General features: G+C 56.5%; 22 protein-coding genes. 14 read left to right on the plus strand and 8 right to left on the minus strand.

The features are described 5' to 3' along the window. Window positions 1-63 precede the first annotated feature (63 nt). From AC27VJ_RS06510 to AC27VJ_RS06535, 6 genes are all read left to right on the plus strand, one after another. Window positions 64-1,182 (plus strand): ROK family transcriptional regulator, encoded by a 1,119-nt coding sequence (locus AC27VJ_RS06510; protein ID WP_488683311.1) that lies wholly within the window; start codon window positions 64-66, stop codon window positions 1,180-1,182. 19 nt (window positions 1,183-1,201) lie between these two features. Beyond that, window positions 1,202-1,969, plus strand: coding sequence for an ATP-binding cassette domain-containing protein (locus tag AC27VJ_RS06515; protein WP_488683312.1), 768 nt, complete (start codon window positions 1,202-1,204; stop codon window positions 1,967-1,969). 36 nt (window positions 1,970-2,005) lie between these two features. Next, complete coding sequence (locus AC27VJ_RS06520; RefSeq protein ID WP_488683313.1) at window positions 2,006-3,046, plus strand: sugar ABC transporter substrate-binding protein; 1,041 nt, start codon at window positions 2,006-2,008, stop codon at window positions 3,044-3,046. A 67-nt stretch (window positions 3,047-3,113) separates the two neighbouring features. Continuing rightward, window positions 3,114-4,109, plus strand: coding sequence for an ABC transporter permease (locus tag AC27VJ_RS06525; RefSeq protein ID WP_113085712.1), 996 nt, complete (start codon window positions 3,114-3,116; stop codon window positions 4,107-4,109). Then, complete coding sequence (locus tag AC27VJ_RS06530) at window positions 4,106-4,876, plus strand: SDR family NAD(P)-dependent oxidoreductase (protein ID WP_488683314.1); 771 nt, start codon at window positions 4,106-4,108, stop codon at window positions 4,874-4,876. Before AC27VJ_RS06525 ends, AC27VJ_RS06530 begins: the two co-directional genes overlap by 4 nt. 92 nt (window positions 4,877-4,968) lie before the next feature. After that, window positions 4,969-5,166 (plus strand): hypothetical protein, encoded by a 198-nt coding sequence (locus tag AC27VJ_RS06535; RefSeq protein WP_113085710.1) that lies wholly within the window; start codon window positions 4,969-4,971, stop codon window positions 5,164-5,166. 17 nt (window positions 5,167-5,183) lie between these two features. Here AC27VJ_RS06535 and AC27VJ_RS06540 read toward each other — a convergent pair whose 3' ends face one another. The 3 genes from AC27VJ_RS06540 to AC27VJ_RS06550 form a co-directional block, all read right to left on the minus strand. Beyond that, window positions 5,184-6,290 carry an acyltransferase family protein gene (locus AC27VJ_RS06540; RefSeq protein WP_488683315.1) on the minus strand — a complete coding sequence of 369 codons (1,107 nt, stop codon included), beginning with the start codon at window positions 6,288-6,290 and terminating at the stop codon, window positions 5,184-5,186. A 162-nt stretch (window positions 6,291-6,452) separates the two neighbouring features. Continuing rightward, on the minus strand, window positions 6,453-7,298 hold the full coding sequence (locus AC27VJ_RS06545; RefSeq protein ID WP_488683316.1) for an NADPH-dependent oxidoreductase: 846 nt from the start codon (window positions 7,296-7,298) through the stop codon (window positions 6,453-6,455). 78 nt (window positions 7,299-7,376) lie between these two features. After that, window positions 7,377-8,444 (minus strand): LacI family DNA-binding transcriptional regulator, encoded by a 1,068-nt coding sequence (locus AC27VJ_RS06550; RefSeq protein ID WP_488683317.1) that lies wholly within the window; start codon window positions 8,442-8,444, stop codon window positions 7,377-7,379. 267 nt (window positions 8,445-8,711) lie between these two features. Here AC27VJ_RS06550 and AC27VJ_RS06555 point away from each other — a divergent pair, with 267 nt between their 5' ends. The 5 genes from AC27VJ_RS06555 (at window position 8,712) to AC27VJ_RS06575 (ending at window position 13,063) form a co-directional block, all read left to right on the plus strand. Next, window positions 8,712-9,509, plus strand: a complete 798-nt coding sequence (locus AC27VJ_RS06555; protein ID WP_488683788.1) for an ABC transporter substrate-binding protein — start codon at window positions 8,712-8,714, stop codon at window positions 9,507-9,509. 102 nt (window positions 9,510-9,611) lie between these two features. Next, a complete protein-coding gene (locus AC27VJ_RS06560; protein ID WP_488683318.1) occupies window positions 9,612-11,126 on the plus strand; it encodes an amino acid ABC transporter permease/ATP-binding protein in 1,515 nt (504 codons plus the stop codon). 66 nt (window positions 11,127-11,192) lie between these two features. Continuing rightward, complete coding sequence (locus AC27VJ_RS06565; protein WP_488683319.1) at window positions 11,193-12,317, plus strand: NAD(P)/FAD-dependent oxidoreductase; 1,125 nt, start codon at window positions 11,193-11,195, stop codon at window positions 12,315-12,317. 138 nt (window positions 12,318-12,455) lie between these two features. Beyond that, window positions 12,456-12,803, plus strand: a complete 348-nt coding sequence (locus AC27VJ_RS06570) for a helix-turn-helix domain-containing protein (protein ID WP_488683320.1) — start codon at window positions 12,456-12,458, stop codon at window positions 12,801-12,803. Beyond that, the gene (locus tag AC27VJ_RS06575; RefSeq protein WP_113085682.1) at window positions 12,803-13,063 is read left to right on the plus strand and encodes a hypothetical protein; all 261 of its coding nucleotides are present in this window, start codon (window positions 12,803-12,805) and stop codon (window positions 13,061-13,063) included. Before AC27VJ_RS06570 ends, AC27VJ_RS06575 begins: the two co-directional genes overlap by 1 nt. Before the next feature lie 65 nt (window positions 13,064-13,128). On the opposite strand, the gene AC27VJ_RS06580 is transcribed toward AC27VJ_RS06575, so the two are convergent. Next, a complete protein-coding gene (locus AC27VJ_RS06580) occupies window positions 13,129-14,562 on the minus strand; it encodes an NAD(P)(+) transhydrogenase (Re/Si-specific) subunit beta (RefSeq protein ID WP_353577691.1) in 1,434 nt (477 codons plus the stop codon). A gap of 20 nt (window positions 14,563-14,582) precedes the next feature. Further along, window positions 14,583-16,157 carry a Re/Si-specific NAD(P)(+) transhydrogenase subunit alpha gene (locus AC27VJ_RS06585; RefSeq protein ID WP_488683321.1) on the minus strand — a complete coding sequence of 525 codons (1,575 nt, stop codon included), beginning with the start codon at window positions 16,155-16,157 and terminating at the stop codon, window positions 14,583-14,585. 311 nt (window positions 16,158-16,468) lie between these two features. Between AC27VJ_RS06585 and AC27VJ_RS06590 the strand changes: the two genes are divergently transcribed. Both AC27VJ_RS06590 and AC27VJ_RS06595 read left to right on the plus strand, forming a co-directional pair. Next, complete coding sequence (locus tag AC27VJ_RS06590; protein ID WP_488683322.1) at window positions 16,469-17,671, plus strand: mandelate racemase/muconate lactonizing enzyme family protein; 1,203 nt, start codon at window positions 16,469-16,471, stop codon at window positions 17,669-17,671. A gap of 10 nt (window positions 17,672-17,681) precedes the next feature. Next, a complete protein-coding gene (locus AC27VJ_RS06595) occupies window positions 17,682-18,452 on the plus strand; it encodes an SDR family oxidoreductase (protein ID WP_488683323.1) in 771 nt (256 codons plus the stop codon). A gap of 74 nt (window positions 18,453-18,526) precedes the next feature. Here the strand turns inward: AC27VJ_RS06595 and AC27VJ_RS06600 are convergent, their stop codons facing one another. Then, complete coding sequence (locus AC27VJ_RS06600; RefSeq protein WP_488683324.1) at window positions 18,527-19,783, minus strand: glycosyltransferase family 4 protein; 1,257 nt, start codon at window positions 19,781-19,783, stop codon at window positions 18,527-18,529. A gap of 130 nt (window positions 19,784-19,913) precedes the next feature. Beyond that, entirely contained in the window at window positions 19,914-21,068 is a 1,155-nt protein-coding gene (locus AC27VJ_RS06605; protein ID WP_488683325.1) for an acyltransferase family protein, read from the minus strand. A gap of 199 nt (window positions 21,069-21,267) precedes the next feature. Here AC27VJ_RS06605 and AC27VJ_RS06610 point away from each other — a divergent pair, with 199 nt between their 5' ends. Next, on the plus strand, window positions 21,268-22,146 hold the full coding sequence (locus AC27VJ_RS06610) for a class I SAM-dependent methyltransferase (RefSeq protein WP_488683326.1): 879 nt from the start codon (window positions 21,268-21,270) through the stop codon (window positions 22,144-22,146). A gap of 4 nt (window positions 22,147-22,150) precedes the next feature. Here the strand turns inward: AC27VJ_RS06610 and AC27VJ_RS06615 are convergent, their stop codons facing one another. Beyond that, entirely contained in the window at window positions 22,151-23,386 is a 1,236-nt protein-coding gene (locus AC27VJ_RS06615; protein WP_488683327.1) for a glycosyltransferase family 4 protein, read from the minus strand. Window positions 23,387-23,398: the final 12 nt, after the last annotated feature.

Genomic DNA, 23,398 nt, shown 5'->3' on the forward strand with positions numbered 1-23,398 from the left:
TTGAAAACCATTTGACTAAATAGAAATGCGGTGTCAGTCTTCCCTCATTCGGGGACTTCTGACATGGCATTGCGTGGCACCAATCAGGAATCTGGAAGGCCGTATAACCGGCGGATCGTGCTGGAATCCATCCGGCTGCGCGGACCGACGACACGCGGTGACATTGCCGACAGCGTGGGCCTGACAGTCCAGACGGTGTCCACCATCGTTCGCGAGCTGGAAGAGCATGACCTCATCCGCTCTGTTAAAGAAGAGCCCAAAGGCCGCGGCATTCCGCCATCGACACTAAGCATCAATCCAGATGGCGGCTTGGCCGTGGGCATTCACCTGACGCCGCTTTTCATCGAGGCGGCGCTGGTCAATCTTCTCGGTGATGTCGTCGAAAGCCGCCACCGTCACGCGTCAAACCCCACACCGGACGAGGCCTTTGCCCTGATCGGCGAAATGGTGACAGAACTCAAGGCGAGCCTGCGCGCTGGCCGGTTGTTGGGCGCTGGCCTTGCCCTCCCCGGCCCATTCGATGTGGAATCCATGAGCTTCGTTGGCCCGACGACCATGACTGGATGGCAGAATGTGGACATTCGCCAGCGCCTTGCAGAAGCGACAGGCCTGCCGTCGTTTATCGAAAACGATATGGCGGCCGCCGCACTCGGGGAGCAGCTTTATGGTCTCGGGCAGCAGCTTTCGGATTATTATTATCTATTTTTCAGCGTGGGCCTCGGCGGGGCTATGATGCATGACGGTCTCGTTATGCGCGGCGCCTGGGGCAATGCAGGAGAAATTGGCCACATCCCCGCAGTGCCAGATGGCGAACCATGTCCTTGCGGAAACCACGGGTGCCTTGAGCGGTATCTGTCACTTGAAGCCTTCACGCGTCGGGGCATACCGGAAGAGGAATGGGTGCGCGAAATCGCACCGATTTTCCGAAATGCGATCCGCACCATCGAAAACCTCTTCGACCCCGAAACCGTCGTCGTCGGCGGACTGGCGCCGCAACCTTTGATCGACCAGTTGGCGACGCTCGTTGAAGGCCTCAACAATTCCGTGTCCGTCCGTCCAAACCGCTCATATCCACGCGTCGTCATTGCCAGTGACTGCCAGCACTCCGCGCTTCGCGGTGCTGCGGCACTTGCCGTGTTCGGCATTCTCTCACCACGATACGGCCAAATGTTCGAAACCTAAGAAAACAGGGGAATGCCTGATGAACGAGAAGCTGCTTGTGCTCGATAATATTCGAATGAATTTCGGCGCGATTGAAGCGCTGAAGGGCATCAGCTTCTCGATTGGCAAGGGCGAGGTCGTGGCGCTTCTCGGCGACAATGGTGCAGGCAAATCGACCTTGGTAAAGATCATTTCCGGCGGCCTCAAACCCACATCCGGACGCATGCTGTTCGAAGGACAGGAATATAACGCGACAACACCTGCGCAGGCCAAGGCGGCGGGCATCGAAACCGTCTATCAGGACCTTTCGCTCTGCACCAATGTCGATGTCGTCGGCAATTTTTTCATGGGCCGGGAGATCACCCGCAAGATCGCAGGCATACCTTTTCTGGACGAGCGTGCGATGGAGGATGTCACGGCCAAGGCACTGGCAAGTGCAGGCACGCGCATTCCCTCCATGCGCACCAAAGTCGAGCATCTGTCCGGCGGTCAGAGACAGGCCATCGAGTTGAACCGCTTCGTCCACTGGGGCGGAAAGCTGGTTCTTTTGGATGAACCATTCGCAGCACTCGGCGTGGAACAGACGCGGCGCGGGCTGGACATGATCCGTCATGTTGCCAACCAGGGCATCGGCGTCGTCATCATCACGCATATCATGCAGCAGGCCTTTCAGGTCGCCGACCGCATCGTCGTCATCCGTCACGGCGTCATTGCCGGGGATGTCGAGCGCAATCAAACAAGCCCGGATGCAGTGATCGAGATGATCACAGGGCAAACCCTCGCCGGTGCCGGACCGGCGGGCCAATAATGACAAGGGGTCCGGCTAAAACTGGAGAGAACGACCATGAAGCGAATAGGATTGATGCTGCTGAGCGTATTGGTGCTCGGCCTTTCCATGCTTTCGACTGCCAACGCTCAAACCAAGGGCACCGTTTATTACCTCGTACCAACGCTGCTTGACGAGTTTCAGACCGGGTCTGTCAGCGCGCTGGAAATGTTTCTGAAACAGGCCGGCTATGAGATGAAGACGCTTAATGCCGATAACAAAACCGACGCGCAGCAATCGCAGATGAACGACGTCATCGCGCTGAAACCTGCAGCGATCATTCTCGCTGCTGTGGATTTCAATGCACTGAAACCCTCCATCGAGGCGGCACGCGCTGCGGGCATTCCGGTGGCGGAGTTCGACCGTCAGATCACCTCCACAAAGTCAGACTTTACGTCCGTGGCGGGAACGATAGAGATCGGCCATGTTGCCGCCGATCAAGCGCAGGCTATGCTGAAAGCAAAGAAAGGCGACGTAAAAGGCAAAATCCTGCAGGTGCTGGGTGACCCCGGCGATCCCTATACGCTCGACATCCAGAAGGGTTTCGAAGAAAAGATGAAGGCCTTTCCCGGCATCACCATCATTTCTGTGCCAGCCCTTCAGTGGGAAGCCAGCAATGCGGGCACGATCGTTTCCGACCAGATGCTGGCCAATCCCGATATCGATCTGATTTTCCTCCATGCAGCCCACCTATCAGTTGCAGCCGTTGCCTCGCTTGAGGCCGCTGGCAAAAAGCCCGGTGACGTGATGATGATGAGTTCAAACGGTGCGCCCGTTGGCCTCGACCTCATTCGCAAGGGCTGGCTGAATGCGGAAGTGGAGCAGCCGCTTTACGCGCAGGCTGCTGCCATTGCCATGTTCATGGACAAGATTGTCGGCAAGCAGGAAATCAAGGCTGGAGACTATGACGTGCTCGGTCTCAAGGGCGTGGTGACCATCGAGGCCTGGGGCCCCAACATCAAGATTCCGGGTTCGGCGATCACCAAGGAGAATGTCGATGACCCGGCTTTCTGGGGCAACCTGAAGCCGCCGACATCGAAAATCGAATCCGTCAAATAAAGGCGGTTCGTCCATCCGGGGTCTCAACGACCCCGGCTTCCTTCTCCTCCCATCCCGGATTGGCCGTATGACGCCTCGTACCCGCACAACTCTTGAATTCGTGCTGGACAATCTTGTCTGGTTCATGCTCATCCTCGTGCTCGCCCTGTTTTCAGCGCTGATCCCGAACTATTTTCAGCTCGGCATTTTCACCAACATCATCGAGGCTTCCAGCGTGCTCGGTGTCATGTCTATCGGGCTGGCGCTGGTCATCATCACCGGCCACATGGACTTGTCGGTGGAGTCCGTGGCGGCTTTATCGGCCATGGCGGTGGGAATTCTGTTCTGCTCGGCAGGCATCGGGCTGGGCATCAAGCTTTCGCCTGAATGGCTGATGGTGCCCGTTTCACTGCTGATCGCCTGTGCCATCGGCGCGCTGATCGGATTTCTCAACGGCGTCCTCGTCGTCAAACTGAAGATGAGCGCCTTCATCATCACGCTCGCTTCCTTCATTTGGGTGCGCGGTATTGTGCTGGCCGTTTCCGGCGGCAGGTCAGCGCAGGATCTTGCGCCTTCCATCCGGTGGTTTGCAATCGAACGCTTTCTCGGCATCCCGCTTTCCGCCTGGATCGCGATCAGTTGCTTCGTCATCTTTTCCGTTCTCATGGCGAAAACGCCATTCGGGCGGCATCTGGTGATGATCGGCGGCAATGAAACAGCGACGTTTCGGGCCGGTATTCGCGTGACCCGCAATCTCATCATCGCCTTCGTCATGGCTGGCGCCATTGCAGGTCTGGCGGGCTGGCTGCTGGCCATTCGCACATCTGGCGCAACGGCCAATCTGGGCGTTGGGCTGCTTTTCAATGCTTTCGCTGCGGTGGTCATCGGCGGCGTCAGCCTGAAGGGCGGCGTTGGTTCACTGCCGGGGGTTTATGCCGGTGTGCTACTTCTTTCCTCCATCAACACCGCCATCAACCTCATGGGCCTGCCCGCAAACTATACGCAGGTCATCCACGGCTTTCTGGTGCTGGCGGCCGTGCTTCTCGATACATTCAAACAGAAACTTCGCCAGAGGCTCGCATGACAGACAGATTGAAAGACAAAGTCGCACTGGTCATTGGTGCCTCACGCGGCATCGGCAAAGCGATTGCGCAGCGCTTCCTTGAGGAAGGTGCCAAAGTTGTGGTGTCGGATTTCGAGGTCGATGAGGGTAAGGCAACCGCGGAGGAATTCGGCGTCGATTTCATCCAGACCGACATTTCGAAAATGGATGACGCAGTGGCAGCCGTCACCCACACACTGTCGCACCATGGACGCCTGGATATCATCGTCCAGAATGCTGGCATCTATCCCTGGCAACTCATCGAAAACACCAGCCCCGACGATTGGGACCGGGTGATGGCCGTCAACCTACGAGGCTGTTTCAACGCAGCGCGCGCAGCGCTGACACCGATGAAGGCGCAAGGATCAGGCCGCATTCTGTTCACATCCTCCATCACCGGCCCGCATGTAACCAGTCCCGGCCACGGCCATTACGCCGCGACTAAAGCAGGAATCAACGGCTTCATCCGCTCTGCGGCACTGGAGTTTTCGTCCTATGGCATCACCGTCAACGGTGTGGAACCGGGCAATATTCTGACAGAAGCCGTCCAACTGCATCGGAGCCCTGCCTTCATCGAAAATATGAAAGTTTCCATCCCCCTTGGCCGCCTCGGCTCACCAAGAGATGTCGCCAACGCCTTCCTCTTTCTTGCGTCAGACGATGCCAGCTACATAACCGGCACGACAATCGTCGTCGATGGCGGGCAACTCTTGCCGGAAGGTGCGGATTTCCGGCTCCTGCCTTCGTAAAAACGGCCCGTATTCGCTTCGTTCGCATAATCTCGGGAACCCCTGTGACTTACGCGGGTTATTTATGCATGACCCCAACGAGGAGTGGAACCATGCCTAGCAACGATAGCTTCCCGACCGACCCGGCATCTTCACCACGAGGCCCGACATCGACACCGGGAATTCCTGACCGTGTTCAGGAAAAGCCGCCGACACCTCCTGTCCAAGATCCGGGCGATAGCAAAAATCCGAACGATCCAACGCTTGATCCTGCGCTTTTGCCGATAGGTGACCCTGCTGGCGCGGCGTAAGCCAAAACAGCTTAAATTCAAGGCGCTTGAAGTACTTTGCTCACGGAGCTGGTTTTCAGGCGCTTTTTCATGTGTTTTTGCAGGGGTTGGTCGAAGTATACCGTCAAAGCATATGAGATACAGACCGTTGCTACTATAAAGGTCAGGCCAGCAGGGATTGCCCAGCCCGCGTCACTGGCGCGGGGAATAAGAAAAACCGTCCAGGCAAGCAATGGAATGTGCAGCACGTAGACGGCGTAAGACGCTGTTCCCAGAAAGCTCGAAACCCGATCAAGCCACCCGCCCGCCTCGATTGAGGACGAGACACTTAACAGGATCGGCCAGACAATCAGCACGATAACGAGGTCGAATATCGGGCGAATTTCGTCGGTGATGGGCAGAAACAACACCAGAGCAACAACTGATAGGCACAACAAGGCTAGCGCCGGACGGGTTTTGATTGTTTGACTGCGAAAGCGATAAATGAGCACACCGGCGAAGAACGAGAAGAATACTCTCCCCATGCCTGCATACATCTCGTGCCAGCGAAAACCCAGATGAAGCTTACCAGAATGGATGGCCGCGATAATGAGAACACAGGCGCTCAACGCTGAAATGACGCCGATTGTCTTTACATGCGCGCGAGCGCCCTTGAGAGCATAGGCAATGTTGACCACCAGTTCATTGAACAGCGACCACGCGGGGCTAACCAGAAACAGCGCACCGTTGAGCGTGAGCGTAAAGGGGGCCGGCAAAAACAGCAGCCCTGTCACCAATGCAAAACCCAGTTCTGCAGGCTGTATCTTCCGATGAAGATCATCGATAGGCGTGGGCAGATCGAGGACATATAGGCAGACGAAGAAGGCTGTCATCAACAGCAGCGCCAGACCATAAAGCGGGTATAGCCGCAGGAACCGCGCCTTCATAAAGTTCAGCGGCTTCATTTGTCCGTTCGCAAGCCGCTCGCCATAGGCGTGAGCCAGCACGAAACCGCTGAGTGCGAAAAACAAGTCTACGGCAAGGTAGCTCGACGCTTCCGGTCTGCCAAAAAAGACTTCAGCATGCCGATGCACAATCGCAACCGCCGCTAGCCCCCGCATTCCATCGAGCAGCACAAAACGTTGCGGGGCAAGAGTATCTGTCATTTATGATCCTGAAAGGCAGAACGCGAATGGATCAAACGCGTAAAAGCGAGACCAGTTCACGACGCATACCACATTGGTGGTTTTTCTAGAGGTCTCTGCCATTGCGAAGTGACTTTCAAGCCCAACTCAAAGCTGCGCTTCTTCACGAGAAACGCTCCGATCCTACTTGATCGGGAAACCTAGCGCCCGCAAAGTCGTCATCATCTCCGCTCTGCCTTTAAGTGCGTCCGCGTTCTCGATGCGCTTTGAGATTGGTGCTGTCCAGCCCGCTTGTGGCATCTTTTGCTTGGCTTGAAATGCTTTCAGCACATCGTCATAAGTGCCCAAATCCGTCTCAGTGGTACCGGCATATGTCTCGTGAAACAGTACGGAAGATTGTGGCAGTCGTGGTTTCACATCGGTGACAACGTCCGGGTCTGGATACCCGACGGTGAGGCCGAACACAGCGACGGTTTCCGGCGGCAATTGCAGTTCACGGGCAACCTCCTGCGGCTGGTTGCGAATGCCTCCGACATAACATGAACCGAGACCGATGGAATCGATTGCCGCAACAGCATTCTGGGCTGCAAGAGCCGCATCGACAGCACCGATCAGGAAGCTTTCCAAATAATCGAGACCCTCACCCTCATTGCCATGTTGCTGGGCAATCGTTCTCAACCGGTTCAGGTCGATAAGCCATACGAGGAAAAGCGGTGCAGCCAGAATATGCGCATTGCCGCCGGTATAGCCAGCGAGCCGAGCCTTGCGATCTTTATCCTGGACGGCGACGACACTCCAGGCTTGAAGGTTGGAGGAAGTAGGCGCGGATTGGGCTGCTGCAACCAACAGCTCCAGCGTCCCTTCGGGCAATGATTTTGGCAGATAAGCGCGTGCAGTACGGTGATCCAGCAAAGTATCTATCGTGCTGTTCCAGAATGGCAGTGAGAAATCCTGGTCCTCGCCATAGCGCGCAGCAAGGCGCTGCTGTGGAACTTCGCTTTCGGTGATGGCGGAGGAATGAATCGTCATGGAAAACCTCTTGAGCGAAAAACAAAGTGGTGCGCTTACATTCAGCCAGCGTCAACCGAGGAGTTTTCAAGCCTTGCCTTAGGCAATATCTGCGACGGACTCCCGCTCGATCAGCTGGGTTGGGATGACGATGCGCCGCGCCGGACACTCTTCGCCGTTCAATCGCTCGATCAGCATTCGGGCAGCCGCCTCACCCAGTTCGTAAACCGGCTGGCGAACGACAGTCACCGGTGGTGTCGTTACCGCCGTCCAGGTGGCATCGTGGAAGGTCAAGAGCGACAGCGTTTGCGGAATGGCGATACCAACTTCGCGAGCGACCTTGAATATTTCCAAGGCGATCAGACTATCGGACGCGATGATCGCACTGGGCGGCGTCTTTGCGTTCAATAAATCGAGCGTCATTCTACGGGTCGCTTCGGGCGTCGTTGCACCCAGCCGAACCCATTGCGGCATATCGGCTATTCCCTCTTCCTCACCGACATGAAGAAATCCTTCGATACGTTCGCGAACGGACGCTGTCAGAATATCGCTGGGGCGCCCGTAGAGATGCGTTGGCGTATCGCAGGCCGTGACGTAAGCGATATGGCGATGACCGCGGGTGACCAGCAGCCGCGTGACGGCTTCCGCTGCCTCCCGATCATCTGCCGTTACGCTGTCCACATCGAGCGTTGCAATCGCGCGATCCAGGAGGACGAGCGGACGCCCAGCGCGGCTGATGTCTTGAAGGTGGCCGACTTCGTTTTCACGCGCTGGTGAAACGATCAATCCATCGACGCGCTTTGCGACAAGGGTTTTGATTGCGGCACGCTCGACATCGATATCCTCTCCGGAATTCGCGAGCACGACGTTGAAGCCTGCAGCGCGCGCGGCGTCCGATATTCCCCTCACCGCCGACCCAAAGAACGGATTTTCAATATCGCCCACCACCACGCCAATAGTACCGGACCGCCCGGTCGTCATGCTGCGTGCCAGTTCGTTTGGCCTGTAATCCAATGCCTTGGCAGCATGTTTTACGGCCTCGCGCACCTTTTCACTGACGGTTCCGTAGCCACCTAGGACGCGGGCAGCCGTGGCCTTGGACACGCCAGCAGAACGCGCGACATCAGCCACCGTCGCGGCTGAATTTTTCGGCTGAGATTCTTTCATGGGCCAAGCTTTACAAGAGATATTGACGGGCGGTCAACTCGAATATAACAATCGTCAAGTGAATAAGAGACCGGTCTCAAAGAGGAAAGAGAACGGTCTCATACTCAAATAAAAGAGATTGGTTCTACGCAGCGGAAGCAATGTTTGGAGATAACTCTCCCGACTGAGCGTACACGCGTTCTTGCAAACCAAATCCAATAACAACCAACAGAGACGGAGAACAAAATGACGATTTCTGCTATGACAAAGCTCTCATTTTCAACCCGGATGCGTACTGCGGCGCTGGCCTTTGGCCTCGCGCTGTCCGGCGGTCTCGCCATGACCGCACAGGCAGCCGACAATCCGTATGGATTGATCGACCCGCAAACGATCAGTGTTGGTACGATGGGCGATTCAAAGCCCTACACTTTCACGACAGCGGACGGCAATTTCACGGGCTTCGATATCGAACTGTTTCTGAACGTCGCCGAGCGGATGGGTTTCAAGAAGGATCAGGTGATCTTCACAGGTCAGGAGTTTTCCGCTCTCATGCCATCGATTGCCAATGGGCGATTCGATGTCGCCGTGGCTGCCATCGGCACCACCGAAAAGCGAAAGCAGACGGTCGACTTTTCTGATGGATATCTTGCCGGTTATCTCTCGGTCGTTACGCCTGACGCCAAGATCACCAATGCTGATGCGCTGAAGGGAAAGCGCCTTGGCGTCGTGCAAGGCACATTGCAGGAAATCTATGCCGAAAAGAACTTTACCGGCACGGACCTTGTCAAATTTCCCGACAATAATTCTGCAATCTCAGGTCTGAACAACGGAACCATCGACGGTCATTTTCTCGATTACGAAGCAGCCAAGGACTACACAACCCGTTATTCCGCACTCAAAATCACTATTAACATTCCCAGCTTCGACGCGCCTGCAGGTTTTGTGATCCGCAAGGGTAATGATGGCTTGCGCACGGCTCTGAATAAGGGGCTGCACGATGCCATGCAGGATGGCACCTGGAAAACCCTGTACGAGAAGTGGTTCCCAGGTTCGCCAATGCCGGACGCCTATCTTCCCAAGAAGTAGCATGCGGGCCCGATCGCATTGAGGTCGGGTTCCCCAACGCTGGCCTGAGCGGCAGACTGACTCTCCGCTTGCCCCGAATAATAAACTTCCAAGGAAGACCATATGAACTGGTTCGATAATATCAGCCGGAGCTTTTTCGACTGGAATGCGATGGCGGAGGTTCTGCCGGCGATGATCAAGGTTGGTCTCAAGAACACTTTGATCCTTGCGTTCGCATCCACGGTCTTTGGTGTCGTCATCGGTATGATCCTGGCGATTATGGGCATCTCACGCTCGCCGTGGCTGCGCATTCCCGCACGCATATACACGGACGTTTTCCGCGGACTGCCGGCCATCGTCACCATTCTGCTGATCGGTCAGGGTTTCGCCCGTATCGGTAGAGATATTTTCGGGCCATCACCCTACCCACTCGGGATTATGGCTCTGAGCCTCATCGCCGGTGCTTATATTGGCGAGATTTTCCGCTCCGGCATCCAAAGCGTGGATCGAGGACAGATGGAAGCGTCTCGGGCTCTTAGCATGAGCTACGGGCAGGGCATGCGGCTCATCGTCGTGCCTCAAGGCGTGCGTCGGGTTTTACCTGCGCTGGTCAACCAGTTCATTGGCAACGTCAAGGATTCGAGCCTTGTCTACTTCCTTGGCCTCCTTGCCTCCGAACGCGAGATTTTTCGCGTAGGACAGGACCAGGCCGTTGTGACTGGCAACCTATCGCCATTGCTGCTGGCCGGGGTGTTCTATCTGGTCATCACGGTGCCGCTGACACATCTGGTCAACACCATCGATACGCGCCTGCGCATCGGCAAGCAGAAAACGACCTCCATTACAAGCGGACTGGAAGAGGTCTCGGAACTCGACCGGGCCAATCAAGCCAAAGACACAAGCACCTCCTTCAAGGGCGGAAGCCTCCATGTGCGCGGGCTAACCATGGCCTATGGTGAATTGGACGTCTTGAAAGGCGTGGACTTAACCGTAAAGGCGGGCAGCGTTACCTGCATCATCGGCCCTTCCGGCTCCGGCAAATCCACCCTGTTACGGTGCCTCAACCGGCTGGTAGAACCCAAGGGCGGGACACTTCTGCTTGACGGCGACAGCATCCTTGCAATGAAGCCGGAACGATTGCGCCGCCGCGTCGGCATGGTCTTTCAGCATTTCAACCTGTTTCCGGATCACACGGCCCTCGACAACGTCATGCTATCGCTGACGAAGATCAAGCGCATGCCGCGTGCGCAGGCAGAACGTATCGCCAAGGCGCGGCTTGCGGACGTGGGTCTCGCCAGCCGTCAACATCACCGTCCCGGCGGACTGTCCGGCGGCCAGCAGCAGCGTGTGGCCATTGCCCGCGCGCTTGCAATGGAGCCTGAAGTCATTCTTTTTGACGAAGTAACCAGCGCACTAGACCCGGAATTGGTGAAGGGCGTCCTCAACCTCATGGCGGATCTTGGCGGGCGTGGCATGACTATGGTCGTGGTGACGCACGAAATGGGTTTTGCCAGACGCGTGGCAGATCAGGTGGTCTTCATGGACGAAGGCCGCGTTGTGGAAGCCGGCACGCCAGAGCGCATCTTCGATGATCCACAAAGCCCGCGCCTACAACGCTTCCTCGCCGAAGTCCTGTGACGAAGCAAAGTACGGGGAAGCGCCCCACGTTCGAATTTTGAAACAAACTGAGTGAAAGACAATCTCATGTTCGACAACACAATCTCTACCGCTGTCATTATTGGCGCAGGCATCTTCGGCGTTTCAACCGCCGTGCAGCTTTTGCGACGGGGCGTCTCCGTAACCCTGATCAACGACGGTCCAATTGGCAATGGTGCGTCCGGGCGCTCACTGTCATGGTTGAATTCGGCGCGCATGCGCTCCAACCCTTACCATTTGCTGCGGATGGCAGGGATCGACCGTTATAGGACATTGTCGAGCCAAATTGGCCCGGTCGATTGGCTTCAATTTGATGGAGGCCTGACCTGGGACCCGGAAGGAGAAGGCAATGAGATCGAAGCGGCCTACGCTCATGAAGTGTCGCTCGCTTATGATGCCAGGCATCTTGTGCCCTCTGAAGTTGCCCATGCGACACCCGGCATCGACTCAACGGCCATCACCGGCGGGGCAGCAATCTTCAACCCGGGCGAAGGCTGGGTGGACCTTCCTTCACTCATAGCCTTGCTGATGAATGAATTTACGGAGAAGGGCGGCATGCTCGTAACCGGCGAGGGCAAAGCCCAAGTTCTCGTTGAAAATGGCCGCGCTGTTGGCGTCAAGACGACGGCGGATAAATCCTATCTCGCTGACGCGGTCCTGCTCGCGACCGGACCAGCTGTTCCTGCCATGGCGGCGGAGCTTGGCGAAACGATTGTTGACGGCACGCCGGTTGCTCTTCTTTTAACGACAAAGCCTACCGACCACCCTTTGAAGGCGGTGCTGAACACACCTCGCGTCGCCGTTCGACCTACACCAGATGGCGGCTTTGCAATCGATGCGGATTGGGCCGCAGATGAGGTTGTGACCCAACCCGACGGTTCCTATAAGGTGGCACAGACGACCGTTGATGGCCTGTTGGCAGAGGCCTCCAAGGTGCTGTCAGGTCATCCCAAGCTAGAGCTGGCGTCTTATGCAGCCGGACATAAACCGATACCCGGCGATGGCGATCCTGTACTCGGCGCGCTGCCCAATCTGCCGGGATGCCACGTCGCTTTCAGCCACAGCGGTGCGACCCTCGGACTTATTGTCGGGGAATTGACGGCTTATGAAATGGCGATCGGCAAGCGCCATCCGCTTCTGGCAACATTCCGCCCCGAACGCTTTACCAAATGACGTGAGAGGGTGTGCCAACTAGGACGCGTGTTCTTAAGGCTTCTTTTCAGTAAGGCCCGCAGCCCTTCGTTGATCAATTTCGCCCTTGGTGATAATTGATAGTATCAACGAAGGGCGCCACATGCGATTTTTGCTATCATGAGCGACTACAGCCAGATCACAGGCCGTCAGATTGCTGCCGCGCGGGCTTTGCTGGGATTAGATCAGGCAGGTCTCGCCGGGGCGTCGCATATTTCAGAAGATGCGTTGCGTGCTATAGAGGCCAAAGGCGCGACCATCACAGACGTTTCTGATGATCTCCAGGCCGTGGTAAGTGCGCTCCAATCGGCTGGCATCTCCTTTATTGATGACAACCAGACGTCTTCAGCGGGCGGGCCGGGCGTTCGGTTGTTGAAGTCGCCGGGCGAATTCGATACCGATCAGTCTCAGACCGTTCAATATCCCGAACATTTGGCGCCGGATGCGCCGACAGGTGCAGGTGGCTGATGCCAAAGAAACAGAAGTTGGAACATTCCGAATTTTCAGGTGAATTCGAGGACGACGGCGTGACCGTACTGGTCGATATTTTTCGGCCTGCTGGCACCCAGCAGGACTGGCAGATGGAAGTCGTCAGTGAAGAGGACGATGTGACCTCCTGGGACGAACCTTTTGCGACCGATAAGGATGCCTGGGAAGAGTTTCTGGCAACCGTCGAGAAGGACGGTATCAAGACCTTTCTCGAAGGCGAAGAACCAGCCGTGCACTGAGGCCGACTGGGTTTCCCGGCTTTGACTTGCGGGCATGTCGGCACCCGAAGGTGCCGCCATCTGTATCAATTGATTTTCGGTAGCAATTCCGACACCGACTTCTTGGCATCGCCGTAGAACATGCGCGTGTTTTCCTTGTAAAACAGCGGGTTCTCGATGCCCGAATAGCCAGTGCCTTGGCCACGCTTGGACACGAATACCTGCCGCGCCTTCCAAACTTCCAGAACCGGCATGCCGGCAATGGGTGAGTTGGGGTCTTCCTGTGCAGCCGGGTTGACGATGTCGTTGGAGCCGATGACGATCACCACGTCTGTCTCGGGGAAATCGTCGTTGATCTCATCCATTTCCAGAACGATGTCATAGGGCACACGGGCTTCGGCAAGCAGCACATTCATATGGCCGGGAAGACGTCCCGCCACCGGATGGATGGCAAAGCGCACCGTCTTGTTGGCCGCACGCAGTTTGCGGGTCAACTCTGAGACTGCCTGCTGGGCCTGCGCCACCGCCATGCCATAACCGGGAACAATGACGATGCTGTCGGCATCGTTGAGAGCTGCCGCGACACCATCGGCGTCGATGGCGATCTGTTCTCCCTCGATTTCCATGGCAGGCCCCGTCGTGCCACCAAAGCCACCGAGAATGACCGAGATGAAGGAGCGGTTCATCGCCTTGCACATGATGTAGGACAGGATAGCGCCCGATGAGCCCACCAGCGCGCCGGTAACGATCAGCAGGTCGTTGCCCAGCGTAAAGCCGATGGCTGCCGCTGCCCATCCAGAATAGGAATTGAGCATCGATACCACGACTGGCATATCCGCGCCGCCGATACCCATGATCAGGTGATAGCCGATGAAGAAGGCAAACAGCGTCATCAGGATCAAGGTCCAGACGCCCGCGCCATTCGCATACATCATCAAAAGAATGAGCGAGAAGATTGCCGCGCCGGCATTGAGAAAATGCCCGCCCGGCAGTTTTTTCGCCTTGCCATCCAGCTTGCCCGCAAGCTTGCCGAAGGCTACAACGGAACCGGTGAAAGTGACGGCGCCGATGAAGACGCCGAGGAAAACCTCGACCTTCATGATGGCGAGCTCCACGGGGGTCTTGTGGGCAAGGATACCCGCAAAACCGACAAGACCCGCCCGCTCCACCGCATCCATGCCTGCTACGCGCCATGCTTCAATATGCGCGTTGAAGCCGATGAAGACGGCTGCCAGACCCACGAAAGAATGCAGCGCGGCCACCAGCTGCGGCATTTCCGTCATCTGCACGCGTTGCGCCACATAGGTTCCCAGCACCGCACCAACTGCAATCATGACGATGATGACAAACCAGTTTTCGACACCGGGGCCGAAAATGGTGGCGATGACGGCGAGCGCCATGCCGACGATGCCGTACCAGATGGCCCGTCTGGCGCTTTCCTGACCGGAGAGGCCGCCGAGCGAAAGAATGAAGAGAACAGCCGCAGAGATATAGGCCGCCGAAACGATTCCGATTGTCATGTTGATCTTCCCCTACCCGCTCAAGACTTCTGGAACATGGCGAGCATGCGCCTTGTTACGAGGAAGCCGCCGACGATATTGACCGTCGCAACCAGCACGGACAGTGCGGCGAGGATCACCACGAGCCAGTTACCTGACCCGATCTGCAAGAGTGCACCGAGAATGACGATGCCGGAAATGGCATTGGTCACGGCCATCAACGGTGTGTGCAGCGAATGCGAGACATTCCAGATGACCTGGAAACCGATGAAGCAGGACAGAACGAAAACCACGAAGTGGCTCATGAAGCTGGCAGGAGCAACCGCACCGACCAGCAGAAGCAGCCCCGTTCCCACTGCCAGCAGCAGGCCCTGGTTTCTGGTCTGCGCTTTGAATGCGGCCAGCTCCTGCGCCTTCTTTTCCTCAGCCGTTGGCTCCTTGACCTTGGCTTTGGGTTTTGCCGCAGCAATGGCCTGCACTTTGGGCGGTGGTGGCGGGAAGGTAATCTCGCCCTCATAGGCAACCGTCGCACCCCGGATGACATCGTCTTCCATATTGTGGACGAGCTTGCCATCCTTACCGGGTGTCAGGTCGGCAATCATGTGGCGGATATTGGTCGCATAAAGCGTGGATGCCTGCGCGGCCATGCGGCTTGGAAAATCCGTGTAGCCAATGACGACGACGCCGTTATCGGAAACGATCCGCTGGTCGGCAACGGTCAGATCGCAGTTGCCACCGCGCTCAGCGGCAAGATCGATAATGACGGAGCCCGGCTTCATCATCGCAACCATATCGGAAAGCCAAAGCTTCGGCGCATCCCGGCCAGGGATCAGCGCCGTGGTGATGACGATATCGATCTGCGGTGCCAGTTCGCGGAACTTTGCCAGCTGCTTTTCGCGAAACTCGGGCGAAGATGGAGCGGCATATCCACCGGTGGCGGCACCATCCTGATGCTGGTCGCTGAAATCGAGATAGACGAATTCCGCCCCCATGCTTTCAATCTGCTCGGCGACTTCCGGGCGGACATCGAAGGCATAGGTCACAGCACCCAGCGACGTCGCCGTACCAATGGCTGCAAGACCTGCGACACCGGCGCCAATCACCAGAACCTTGGCTGGCGGCACTTTGCCCGCAGCCGTCACCTGCCCGGTGAAGAACCGTCCAAAATTGTTACCAGCTTCGATCACCGCGCGGTAACCGGCAATGTTGGCCATGGAGGAGAGCGCATCCATTTTCTGGGCGCGGGAAATGCGCGGCACCATGTCCATGGCGATGACATTGGCGCCTGTGCCCTTGGCCTGCTCCAGCAAATCCTTGTTCTGGGCGGGATAGAAAAACGAGATCAGCGTTTTGCCGGCCTGCAACCCTACAAGCTCCGCCTGCTCAGGCGGGCGAACCTTGGTAATAACGTCGGCTTCCGCAAACAGCTGATCGGCACTCTCGACCACCGTCACACCGGCCGCGCGATAGGTCTCGTCGGAAAACCCCGCATCCACTCCGGCCCCGGCCTCGACAAGGCATTCATGTCCCAGTTTCTGTAACTGCAACGCACTGTCAGGTGTCAGTGCGCAACGGGCCTCTCCCGGATATCGTTCTTTCGGCGATCCAATTTTCATGTCAAAGCCTTGGTAAGATGCCGCCCTGCTCCGCAAAGGAAGCAAACTGGCCAAATGAATACTGATTTGGCAATGAACCTCGTCTTTTTGAAAGCGTCAACTACGGCTACGGGGCATAGGCGTCGCAAGCGTGCGTTATTTTTACGCAGCTGGAGGTCAAGAACTGAAGTCCAGGCGTTTCAACGGTAAGGTCTACCAGATTTTGCTTTGGTGCATGAACACCGTTACATGTGCGAGGCAACGGCAGTGCTCAACATGGGTGACAACTCATTTCGTCATCCTGAGTGCGCCGAGGATGGGAGGATTATTGCATGAAGATTACCGCAATCGAGACCTTGCGGACGGAGGAGTTTGCGAATGTGTTATGGGTGCGGCTCCACACCGACGCCGGGCATATCGGGCTTGGAGAAACCTTTTATGGCGCTGGGTCAGTAGAGGCGCATATTCACGATATCCTCGCCAGTCGTCTGCTCGGCAAGGACCCGCTGCGCATCGAAGCGCTTTCTCGCGAGCTTGTGAACTTGCCGATGGCGCAAGCATCGACCGGGGCCGAATACCGCGCGGCGTCCGCAATCGATCTTGCGCTGTGGGACATTTTCGGAAAGGTCTGCGACCAGCCTGTGCATCAGATGCTTGGCGGCCTGTGTCATGACCGTATTCCCGTTTACAACACTTGCGCCGGCTATGGCTATGTACGCTCCAACAAGATCAAGCCTGTCGATACGTGGAACTTTCGTGATGACCCGGAAGGTCCCTATGAAGACCTTAGGGGTTTCATGACCGACGCGGGCGCGCTTGCCGAAAACCTGCTTGAGCAGGGTATTTCCGCGATGAAGATTTGGCCGTTCGACCCCGCCGCCATCGAAAATGACGGTCGCTACATCACCGCCGAGCAATTGCGGACGGCCATCAAGCCCTTCGAGCAAATCCGCAAACGGGTGGGCGATCAAATGCGTGTCATGGTCGAGTTTCACAGCCTCTGGAACCTGCCGACGATCAAAAAGCTTGCCCGTGAACTGGAGGCATTCGACCCCACTTGGTACGAAGATCCGATACGGATGAACTCCGTTTCGGCCCTGTCCGAACTGGCCGCATCTACCAGCGTGCCGATCTGCGCATCCGAAACCCTGGGCTCCCGCTTTCCCTACAAGGACATGCTGGAAGCCGGTGCCATCGGCATTGTTATGACCGATCTGGTCTGGACAGGCGGTTTGACCGAGGGCCGCAAGATCGCCTCGCTCGCCGATACCTACCACCGCCCCTATGCCCCGCATGATTGCACAGGGCCGGTTGCCTATGCGGCGGCAGTCCATTCGTCGTTCTCTCAAACCAACACGATGATCCAGGAATCGGTGCGGGCTTTTTATACGGGATGGTATAGCGAGCTGGTGACGAATGTTCCCGTGATCGAAAATGGCTATGTCCTGCCGATGGAAGGACCGGGACTTGGCACGGAATTGCTGCCACAACTATTCGAACGCCCGGACCTGACGGTTCGCCGCAGTTCACTTTGAGGAGGATACTATGAACACCCCTGGAATTTTCGATCTTTCCGGAAAGACCGCCTTGGTCACCGGCTCCTCTCGCGGGCTTGGGAGAGCCATGGCGGAAGGGCTTGCCAATGCCGGTGCACGCATTCTCGTCAACGGAACAAATGCGGTTCGCGTGGCCGAAACCGTTGCTTGGTTCAAAGACGCGGGCCATTCTGCAGACGCTGCGGCTTTTGACGTGACCTCGGAAGTATCCATCCTTGAAGCCTTCGCACGCTTTGACGCAGATGGGATCAACATCGACATTCTCGTCAACAATGCCGGCATCCAGTTTCGCAAACCCATGATTGAACTGGAAACGGCGGACTGGCAGCGGGTGATCGACACCAATCTGACCAGTGCTTTCGTGATTGGTCGGGAAGCAGCGAAACGGATGATCCCTCGCGGTTATGGCAAGATCGTCAATATCGGCTCCCTGACAAGCGAACTCGCCCGCGCAACCGTAGCGCCCTATACCGTCGCCAAGGGCGGCATCAAAATGCTGACCCGCGCCATGGCCGCCGAATGGGCGCAACACGGCATTCAGTCGAACGCAATCGGCCCCGGTTACATGCTGACGGACATGAACCAGGCTTTGATCGACAATCCGGAATTCGATGCATGGGTCAAGGCGCGAACGCCGTCAAAGCGCTGGGGCAAGCCTGAGGAACTGATCGGCACAGCCGTATTCCTTGCATCTTCTGCATCCGACTACATCAACGGCCAGATCATCTATGTCGATGGCGGCATGCTCGCTGTTCTCTAAGCGGCTTGCAAAACACGTCGAGAAAAGGAACCACGCGAGGCGTCGTTATCGACGCCTCGACCCGCTGTCATCCTTCACCGGGTCGCCGGCTCAGGCTGCCGCTTGGGCTGGCGGTATGGTTTCGGAGGCGTCGCGCCTGCAATCGACTTGTAGATTTCAGCCGTCCTCAGGCCAATCGTCCGCCAATCGTATTTCGACATGATGCGCGAGCCGTTCAGGCGAGATGCACGGGTAGCGGATTTGTTTTCCATTTTTGTTTGCAGCGAGTTCGACAAAGCGTGGATGTTGCCGAGCGGGAAGTATGAGGCGTCATCCAAAGCTAAAGCAAGATTGGCTTCGATGTCACTGGCTAGAACCGGCAGCCCATGCGCCATGGCTTCGAGAAGTGCAATCGGCATGCCTTCATGGCTCGAAGGCAGAACAAAAAGCCCGGCATTTGCGAACAAACTGGCGAGTTTACGACCTGACTGAACCCCAGTGAGAACGACATTCGGATTGTCGTTGGCGCGTGCCTTAAGCTCCGTCACATAGCCGCTCTCCAGATCGCCGCCACCGACGAGAACGAGCTTTGTGCCTTTAAGATTGGTGCGAGCGAAGGCTTCGACCAGATCGAGCTGGCGTTTTTCGGCAACCAGACGGGCGACGAGCAGGATGTAGCGACCTTTTTCCAGGCCGAATTCACCGAGAACGCTATCTTCCAGATTGCGTGTATCGACCTTCACGCCGTTCGGAATGAAATGTACGGGCGCCTGAAAATCCTTCTGCATCCTGTCTGCAATATGTTTGGCAATAGCGATGCGCGCATGCGAGAAGCGCATTCCGGCCCATTCGCCAAGCTGCAAGACGCGTTTTTCGAACGAATTCCATTTCTCGCGATCATAGTCATAACCATGGTGGGTAAAGACCACGCGCAGGCCCAATATGCGCGCCAGCGGCGCTACCAGAGACGGCCCGACTGCGTGAATGTGGACGATATCCGGGTGCAGAAACCGTGCTTTCACCAAGGCAAGGGCGGTATGAAAAATCGCCTCGAACCGGGTGCTGCGTGGTGCCCATAATGGATGAACGGTGATGCCGCGCCAGATGTAAGGCTTGGTGTCGGCTACATAGTTTTTGCGGGCAAAGACATGCACATCCGCTCCCAGATCGACCAGATTGGAAACCAGCTGTTCGACATGGGTTTCGACCCCGCCCTGCACGTCCGGAATGCCGCGCAGACCGATCATGCAGATGCGCATTTGATCGAGCATCCGCTTATCTTCATCCCGGCGATCAGCGGCTCCGTCCACCTCAAGTGCAGGCTGATCGTCTTGCGTGTGACCGTAATCCATAACCCGCTCCTAATTACATTAGAACATTAGGATATAATAACTTAAAATGAGGATTAGGCTAGTGGGGTCGCAACATCACCCTTTTGAACTCACCGACATAGTAAACGGCGTGGCTGTAGAAACCCGTCTTCTAGACGGCTATCTTCGACTCAGTATTATCCTCACGCCTAATAAACCTATACCCAAGGTTGATCATTGGCTTCTCCAAATACTCGTAGACGAAGACTGAGATAAGGATGGTGAGGACGAGGCTGGTAATCCCTATGGGTAAGTCCACCCATGTGCCTGTGAGCGGCAGGAACGAAAAAACCAGAAGTGCCGCGATGCCGTGGAACAGATAGATCGAATAACTGAGCGCGCCGAGCCATGAGAGCAGCGGGTGGTTTGGCATTCTCGTTTTGACCGAAAACACGAAGACGCAAAGTGCGGCGACATAGCTGGTCAGAATCGGAACAGAGCCGACCAGAAAGAAACCATCCTGCCGCGACAGGGAGAATTCCCCGATTGTCAGAAGAATGATGGCCTGCGTGATCAGCACGCATATTGCGCCGAACTTAGCACCCGCAAGCCTGTCGATCAGCGTCATCCGAAGCAGCAAGCCGAGATAGAGGAATGAAACGTGCAGGCTGATATATTGTACCGGCAGCGATGTCCCGTAGGAACGCAGAGCGATGGGAATGGCGGTGGCCAGCGCGAGCAATATGGCGAAGAGCGCAATGATCGCGGGCCGGTAAAGCGCGCCCAATGCAAAAAGGCCTGCGGACAGGGCGTAAAATACCAGTTCGATGGTGAGGGTCCAGTAAGCGCCGGACATCCATGGCTGCCGGAATGCAGCTGGCAGCATGGTCATATTCGCCAAAAATGTGGGCAGCGACGGCATTTGCCCATGGAAGAGCGACGCAACAGCCAGACAGAAAAGCGCCAGCCACATGGCTGGGAAAAGCCGGAAAAATCTCGATATTGCAAAGCGATGTAGCGGATAACTTCCCTTGATGCTGAAGGGAACGACGAACCCGCTGATGAGAAAGAACAGGACCACACCAAACCGACCGGCATCGAAATATGAGACGCTGGACGAGGCAACATGGACTGCGATGCCCTGCTGATCCGTTGCCTCCCGAATGATATCGCCGAAGAAGTGCTGAACCACCACAGCAAGGGCGGCAATTGCACGAAGGGCATCAATGTTTTCATATCGGTTCGCCGGTCTTCGAGCAGTGCCTTGATCGAGAACGACCGTGATCGGCACTGGCGACCCACTGGATGTAACGTCTGAAGACTGCATCGAACCACACCTCTCCGCTGTATCGGACCGCGCACTGGATTGGATCCGGCATTTGCAGATTTAATGTATTGCAGTAAATTCTAAAATAACTAATTCCCTTCTACGATTGCATGGATGTTGACGCGGCCCTTGAATATCGGCGCGTAAATATCTGAAATGCCGACGAACCGGCTGAATTCAACATTGCACGGGTCTGGAAATGCCAATTTTCTTACGGAATTTTCTGTTCAAAATTTTCGGCGCTGCGATCCTGTTCAGCGTCTGGGCCAAGCATCGCTTGATGGGGTATCGCAAGCCCAACACAGTATCGGCAGACGATCGGGATGCCCGGATCGATTACGTCCATGACGTGATGCAATCGTGGCTCAGGTTTTTGCCTGCGGATGTTTCGGTGAAAGACCGTGCGGTGCTGGAGCTTGGGCCGGGCTCTTCGCTGGCGACGGGCGGGCTTTTGCTTGCCCATGGCGCGAAGTCCTATACGGCAGTGGATGCCTTCAGGCTGGCAGCGGGCGAGACCGGAGACTTCAGGCGCGATGCAATTGCGCGTTTCAATGGCACGATGCAGCCTGATGACATCAAAGCTGCCAATGCCATGCTGGACGATTTTTCTCCGCCTTTTCAATATCATGTGGATGCCAGCTTCGACATTCCGGCCCTCTGCAAAGGGCAGACATTCGATCTCATCCTCAGTTGTGCCGCCTTCGAGCATTTCGATGCCATAGAGACGACCATAGATGGCCTGACAAAGGTCGCGAAAAGCGGCTGCGTCAGCCTGCACATCGTCGACCTTCAGACACACACCAACGCCATCCGCCAACGCGACCCCAACAACATCTACCGGTTTTCGGATTGGTTCTATTCGCTGCTCGCCTTTCCCGGCCAGCCGAACCGCAAACGTCCGATCGACTATGTCAGGGCATTCGAGCGAAATGGATGGGTGGATATCGAGGTGATTGCGGCAAAATCGATCCCCGAAGATAAGCGCAAGATGCTGACGGCGGGCCTTGCAGATCGGTTTCGTTCGCCCGAAATGGATATGAACATGCTGGATGCCGTCATCATCAGCCGTTATCCTTGAAGCCTCAAGGCCGAACGCCGAGTTCGCGGTAGAGTGTCGTCGTGCGGTCCAGATAGGCAGCCTGCGAAAAATCCTGCTGCACCCAGGCACGACCGCGAGCGCCCATGTCCCGGCGCGCGCTTTGTGACAGATCGCTCATGGAGGTCAGCACCCGGGCCAGATCCTGCGAATCGGACGGCTGCGCAATCAGGCCGGTCTCACCATCCCTGATCAATTCCGGGATGCCGCCGATATTGGTGCCGATGACAGGGCGACCAAGAGCATAGGCTTCAAGCAGGCTCACAGGCGCGTTTTCATACCACTCGGATGGCAAAACCAAAGCCTTGGTACCAGCAATCGTCTTATGCAGCGCCCGCCCCGTCATGTAGCCCAGAAACTCAACCTCCGCACCGGTCTCCTGCGCTAATGCACGAAGTGCTGCCTCGTCCGGCCCCGTGCCTGCAATGCGAAGACGTTGTCCGGACAGGCCCGCCGCCTTGATCAGCGTCGCGATGCCCTTTTCAGGTGCTAACCGTCCGGCAAACAGGAAATAGTCGCCTTCATCGACCGAGACCGGATTGTCGGTGATCGACTGATCCACGAAGTTTGGAATATGGACAAGCTGCTCGCTCGGCCAACCCCATTCCATGAGTTTGGCCTGATAGAACCGGCTGGGGACGATGATCTTGTCCAAATGGTTGCGATAGACGCCGAGCGTGCGGTGAACCGCCGTCTCCACCATCACAAGGCCGCTCAGCGCCACGGATTCCTTCATGCAGCGATTGACGAGCACGTTGTATATTTTGCCGCCCTTGCATTTCTCACAGATGCCCTGCGGCGATAGCATCTTATAGGCCGGACAGGCCAGTTTCAGGTCATGCGCCGTCAGAACCGTCGGTATTCCCCTTTTCTTCAGAAGCGGAAAAATCGAAGGGGAAATATGGTGATAGACATTGTGAGCATGGGCGACATCTGGGCGCACCGCATCGATCAGACGGTTCAAATGGGCGCGCGCTTTTCTTGAATAAATGACCTCGAGACTATGCTCGACCTTGGTCATCAAGCCGCTTTGGCGACCGAACTCGATCTCGGGAATGAAATAGGATGACCAATCCGAATTCAGATTGTTGGGATGCTGCATGGAAAACGGCACCGCCTGCCAGCCTGCACGCTCGAACATATCCATCTGGTCGAGAAAGATCGCCTCTGCGCCGCCACGACGGTAGAAGTAATTGTTGATTGCAAGCAGCGTCCCTCCCATCCTCTGGCGTTC

This window comes from Agrobacterium sp. 20P9.1.2 (assembly GCF_057799395.1).

Excerpts from the sequence above, each read along its gene's own strand:
- AC27VJ_RS06570 (WP_488683320.1), top strand. The coding sequence starts at position 12,456 with ATGAGCGACTACAGCCAGATCACAGGCCGTCAGATTGCTGCCGCGCGG.
- AC27VJ_RS06550 (WP_488683317.1), bottom strand. The coding sequence starts at position 8,444 with ATGAAAGAATCTCAGCCGAAAAATTCAGCCGCGACGGTGGCTGATGTC.
- AC27VJ_RS06520 (WP_488683313.1), top strand. The coding sequence starts at position 2,006 with ATGAAGCGAATAGGATTGATGCTGCTGAGCGTATTGGTGCTCGGCCTT.
- AC27VJ_RS06555 (WP_488683788.1), top strand. The coding sequence starts at position 8,712 with ATGCGTACTGCGGCGCTGGCCTTTGGCCTCGCGCTGTCCGGCGGTCTC.
- AC27VJ_RS06565 (WP_488683319.1), top strand. The coding sequence starts at position 11,193 with ATGTTCGACAACACAATCTCTACCGCTGTCATTATTGGCGCAGGCATC.
- AC27VJ_RS06540 (WP_488683315.1), bottom strand. The coding sequence starts at position 6,290 with ATGACAGATACTCTTGCCCCGCAACGTTTTGTGCTGCTCGATGGAATG.
- AC27VJ_RS06590 (WP_488683322.1), top strand. The coding sequence starts at position 16,469 with ATGAAGATTACCGCAATCGAGACCTTGCGGACGGAGGAGTTTGCGAAT.
- AC27VJ_RS06515 (WP_488683312.1), top strand. The coding sequence starts at position 1,202 with ATGAACGAGAAGCTGCTTGTGCTCGATAATATTCGAATGAATTTCGGC.
- AC27VJ_RS06525 (WP_113085712.1), top strand. The coding sequence starts at position 3,114 with ATGACGCCTCGTACCCGCACAACTCTTGAATTCGTGCTGGACAATCTT.
- AC27VJ_RS06580 (WP_353577691.1), bottom strand. The coding sequence starts at position 14,562 with ATGACAATCGGAATCGTTTCGGCGGCCTATATCTCTGCGGCTGTTCTC.
- AC27VJ_RS06600 (WP_488683324.1), bottom strand. The coding sequence starts at position 19,783 with ATGGATTACGGTCACACGCAAGACGATCAGCCTGCACTTGAGGTGGAC.
- AC27VJ_RS06560 (WP_488683318.1), top strand. The coding sequence starts at position 9,612 with ATGAACTGGTTCGATAATATCAGCCGGAGCTTTTTCGACTGGAATGCG.
- AC27VJ_RS06530 (WP_488683314.1), top strand. The coding sequence starts at position 4,106 with ATGACAGACAGATTGAAAGACAAAGTCGCACTGGTCATTGGTGCCTCA.
- AC27VJ_RS06605 (WP_488683325.1), bottom strand. The coding sequence starts at position 21,068 with ATGCAGTCTTCAGACGTTACATCCAGTGGGTCGCCAGTGCCGATCACG.
- AC27VJ_RS06595 (WP_488683323.1), top strand. The coding sequence starts at position 17,682 with ATGAACACCCCTGGAATTTTCGATCTTTCCGGAAAGACCGCCTTGGTC.
- AC27VJ_RS06575 (WP_113085682.1), top strand. The coding sequence starts at position 12,803 with ATGCCAAAGAAACAGAAGTTGGAACATTCCGAATTTTCAGGTGAATTC.
- AC27VJ_RS06535 (WP_113085710.1), top strand. The coding sequence starts at position 4,969 with ATGCCTAGCAACGATAGCTTCCCGACCGACCCGGCATCTTCACCACGA.
- AC27VJ_RS06510 (WP_488683311.1), top strand. The coding sequence starts at position 64 with ATGGCATTGCGTGGCACCAATCAGGAATCTGGAAGGCCGTATAACCGG.
- AC27VJ_RS06610 (WP_488683326.1), top strand. The coding sequence starts at position 21,268 with ATGCCAATTTTCTTACGGAATTTTCTGTTCAAAATTTTCGGCGCTGCG.
- AC27VJ_RS06545 (WP_488683316.1), bottom strand. The coding sequence starts at position 7,298 with ATGACGATTCATTCCTCCGCCATCACCGAAAGCGAAGTTCCACAGCAG.
- AC27VJ_RS06615 (WP_488683327.1), bottom strand. The coding sequence starts at position 23,386 with ATGGGAGGGACGCTGCTTGCAATCAACAATTACTTCTACCGTCGTGGC.
- AC27VJ_RS06585 (WP_488683321.1), bottom strand. The coding sequence starts at position 16,157 with ATGAAAATTGGATCGCCGAAAGAACGATATCCGGGAGAGGCCCGTTGC.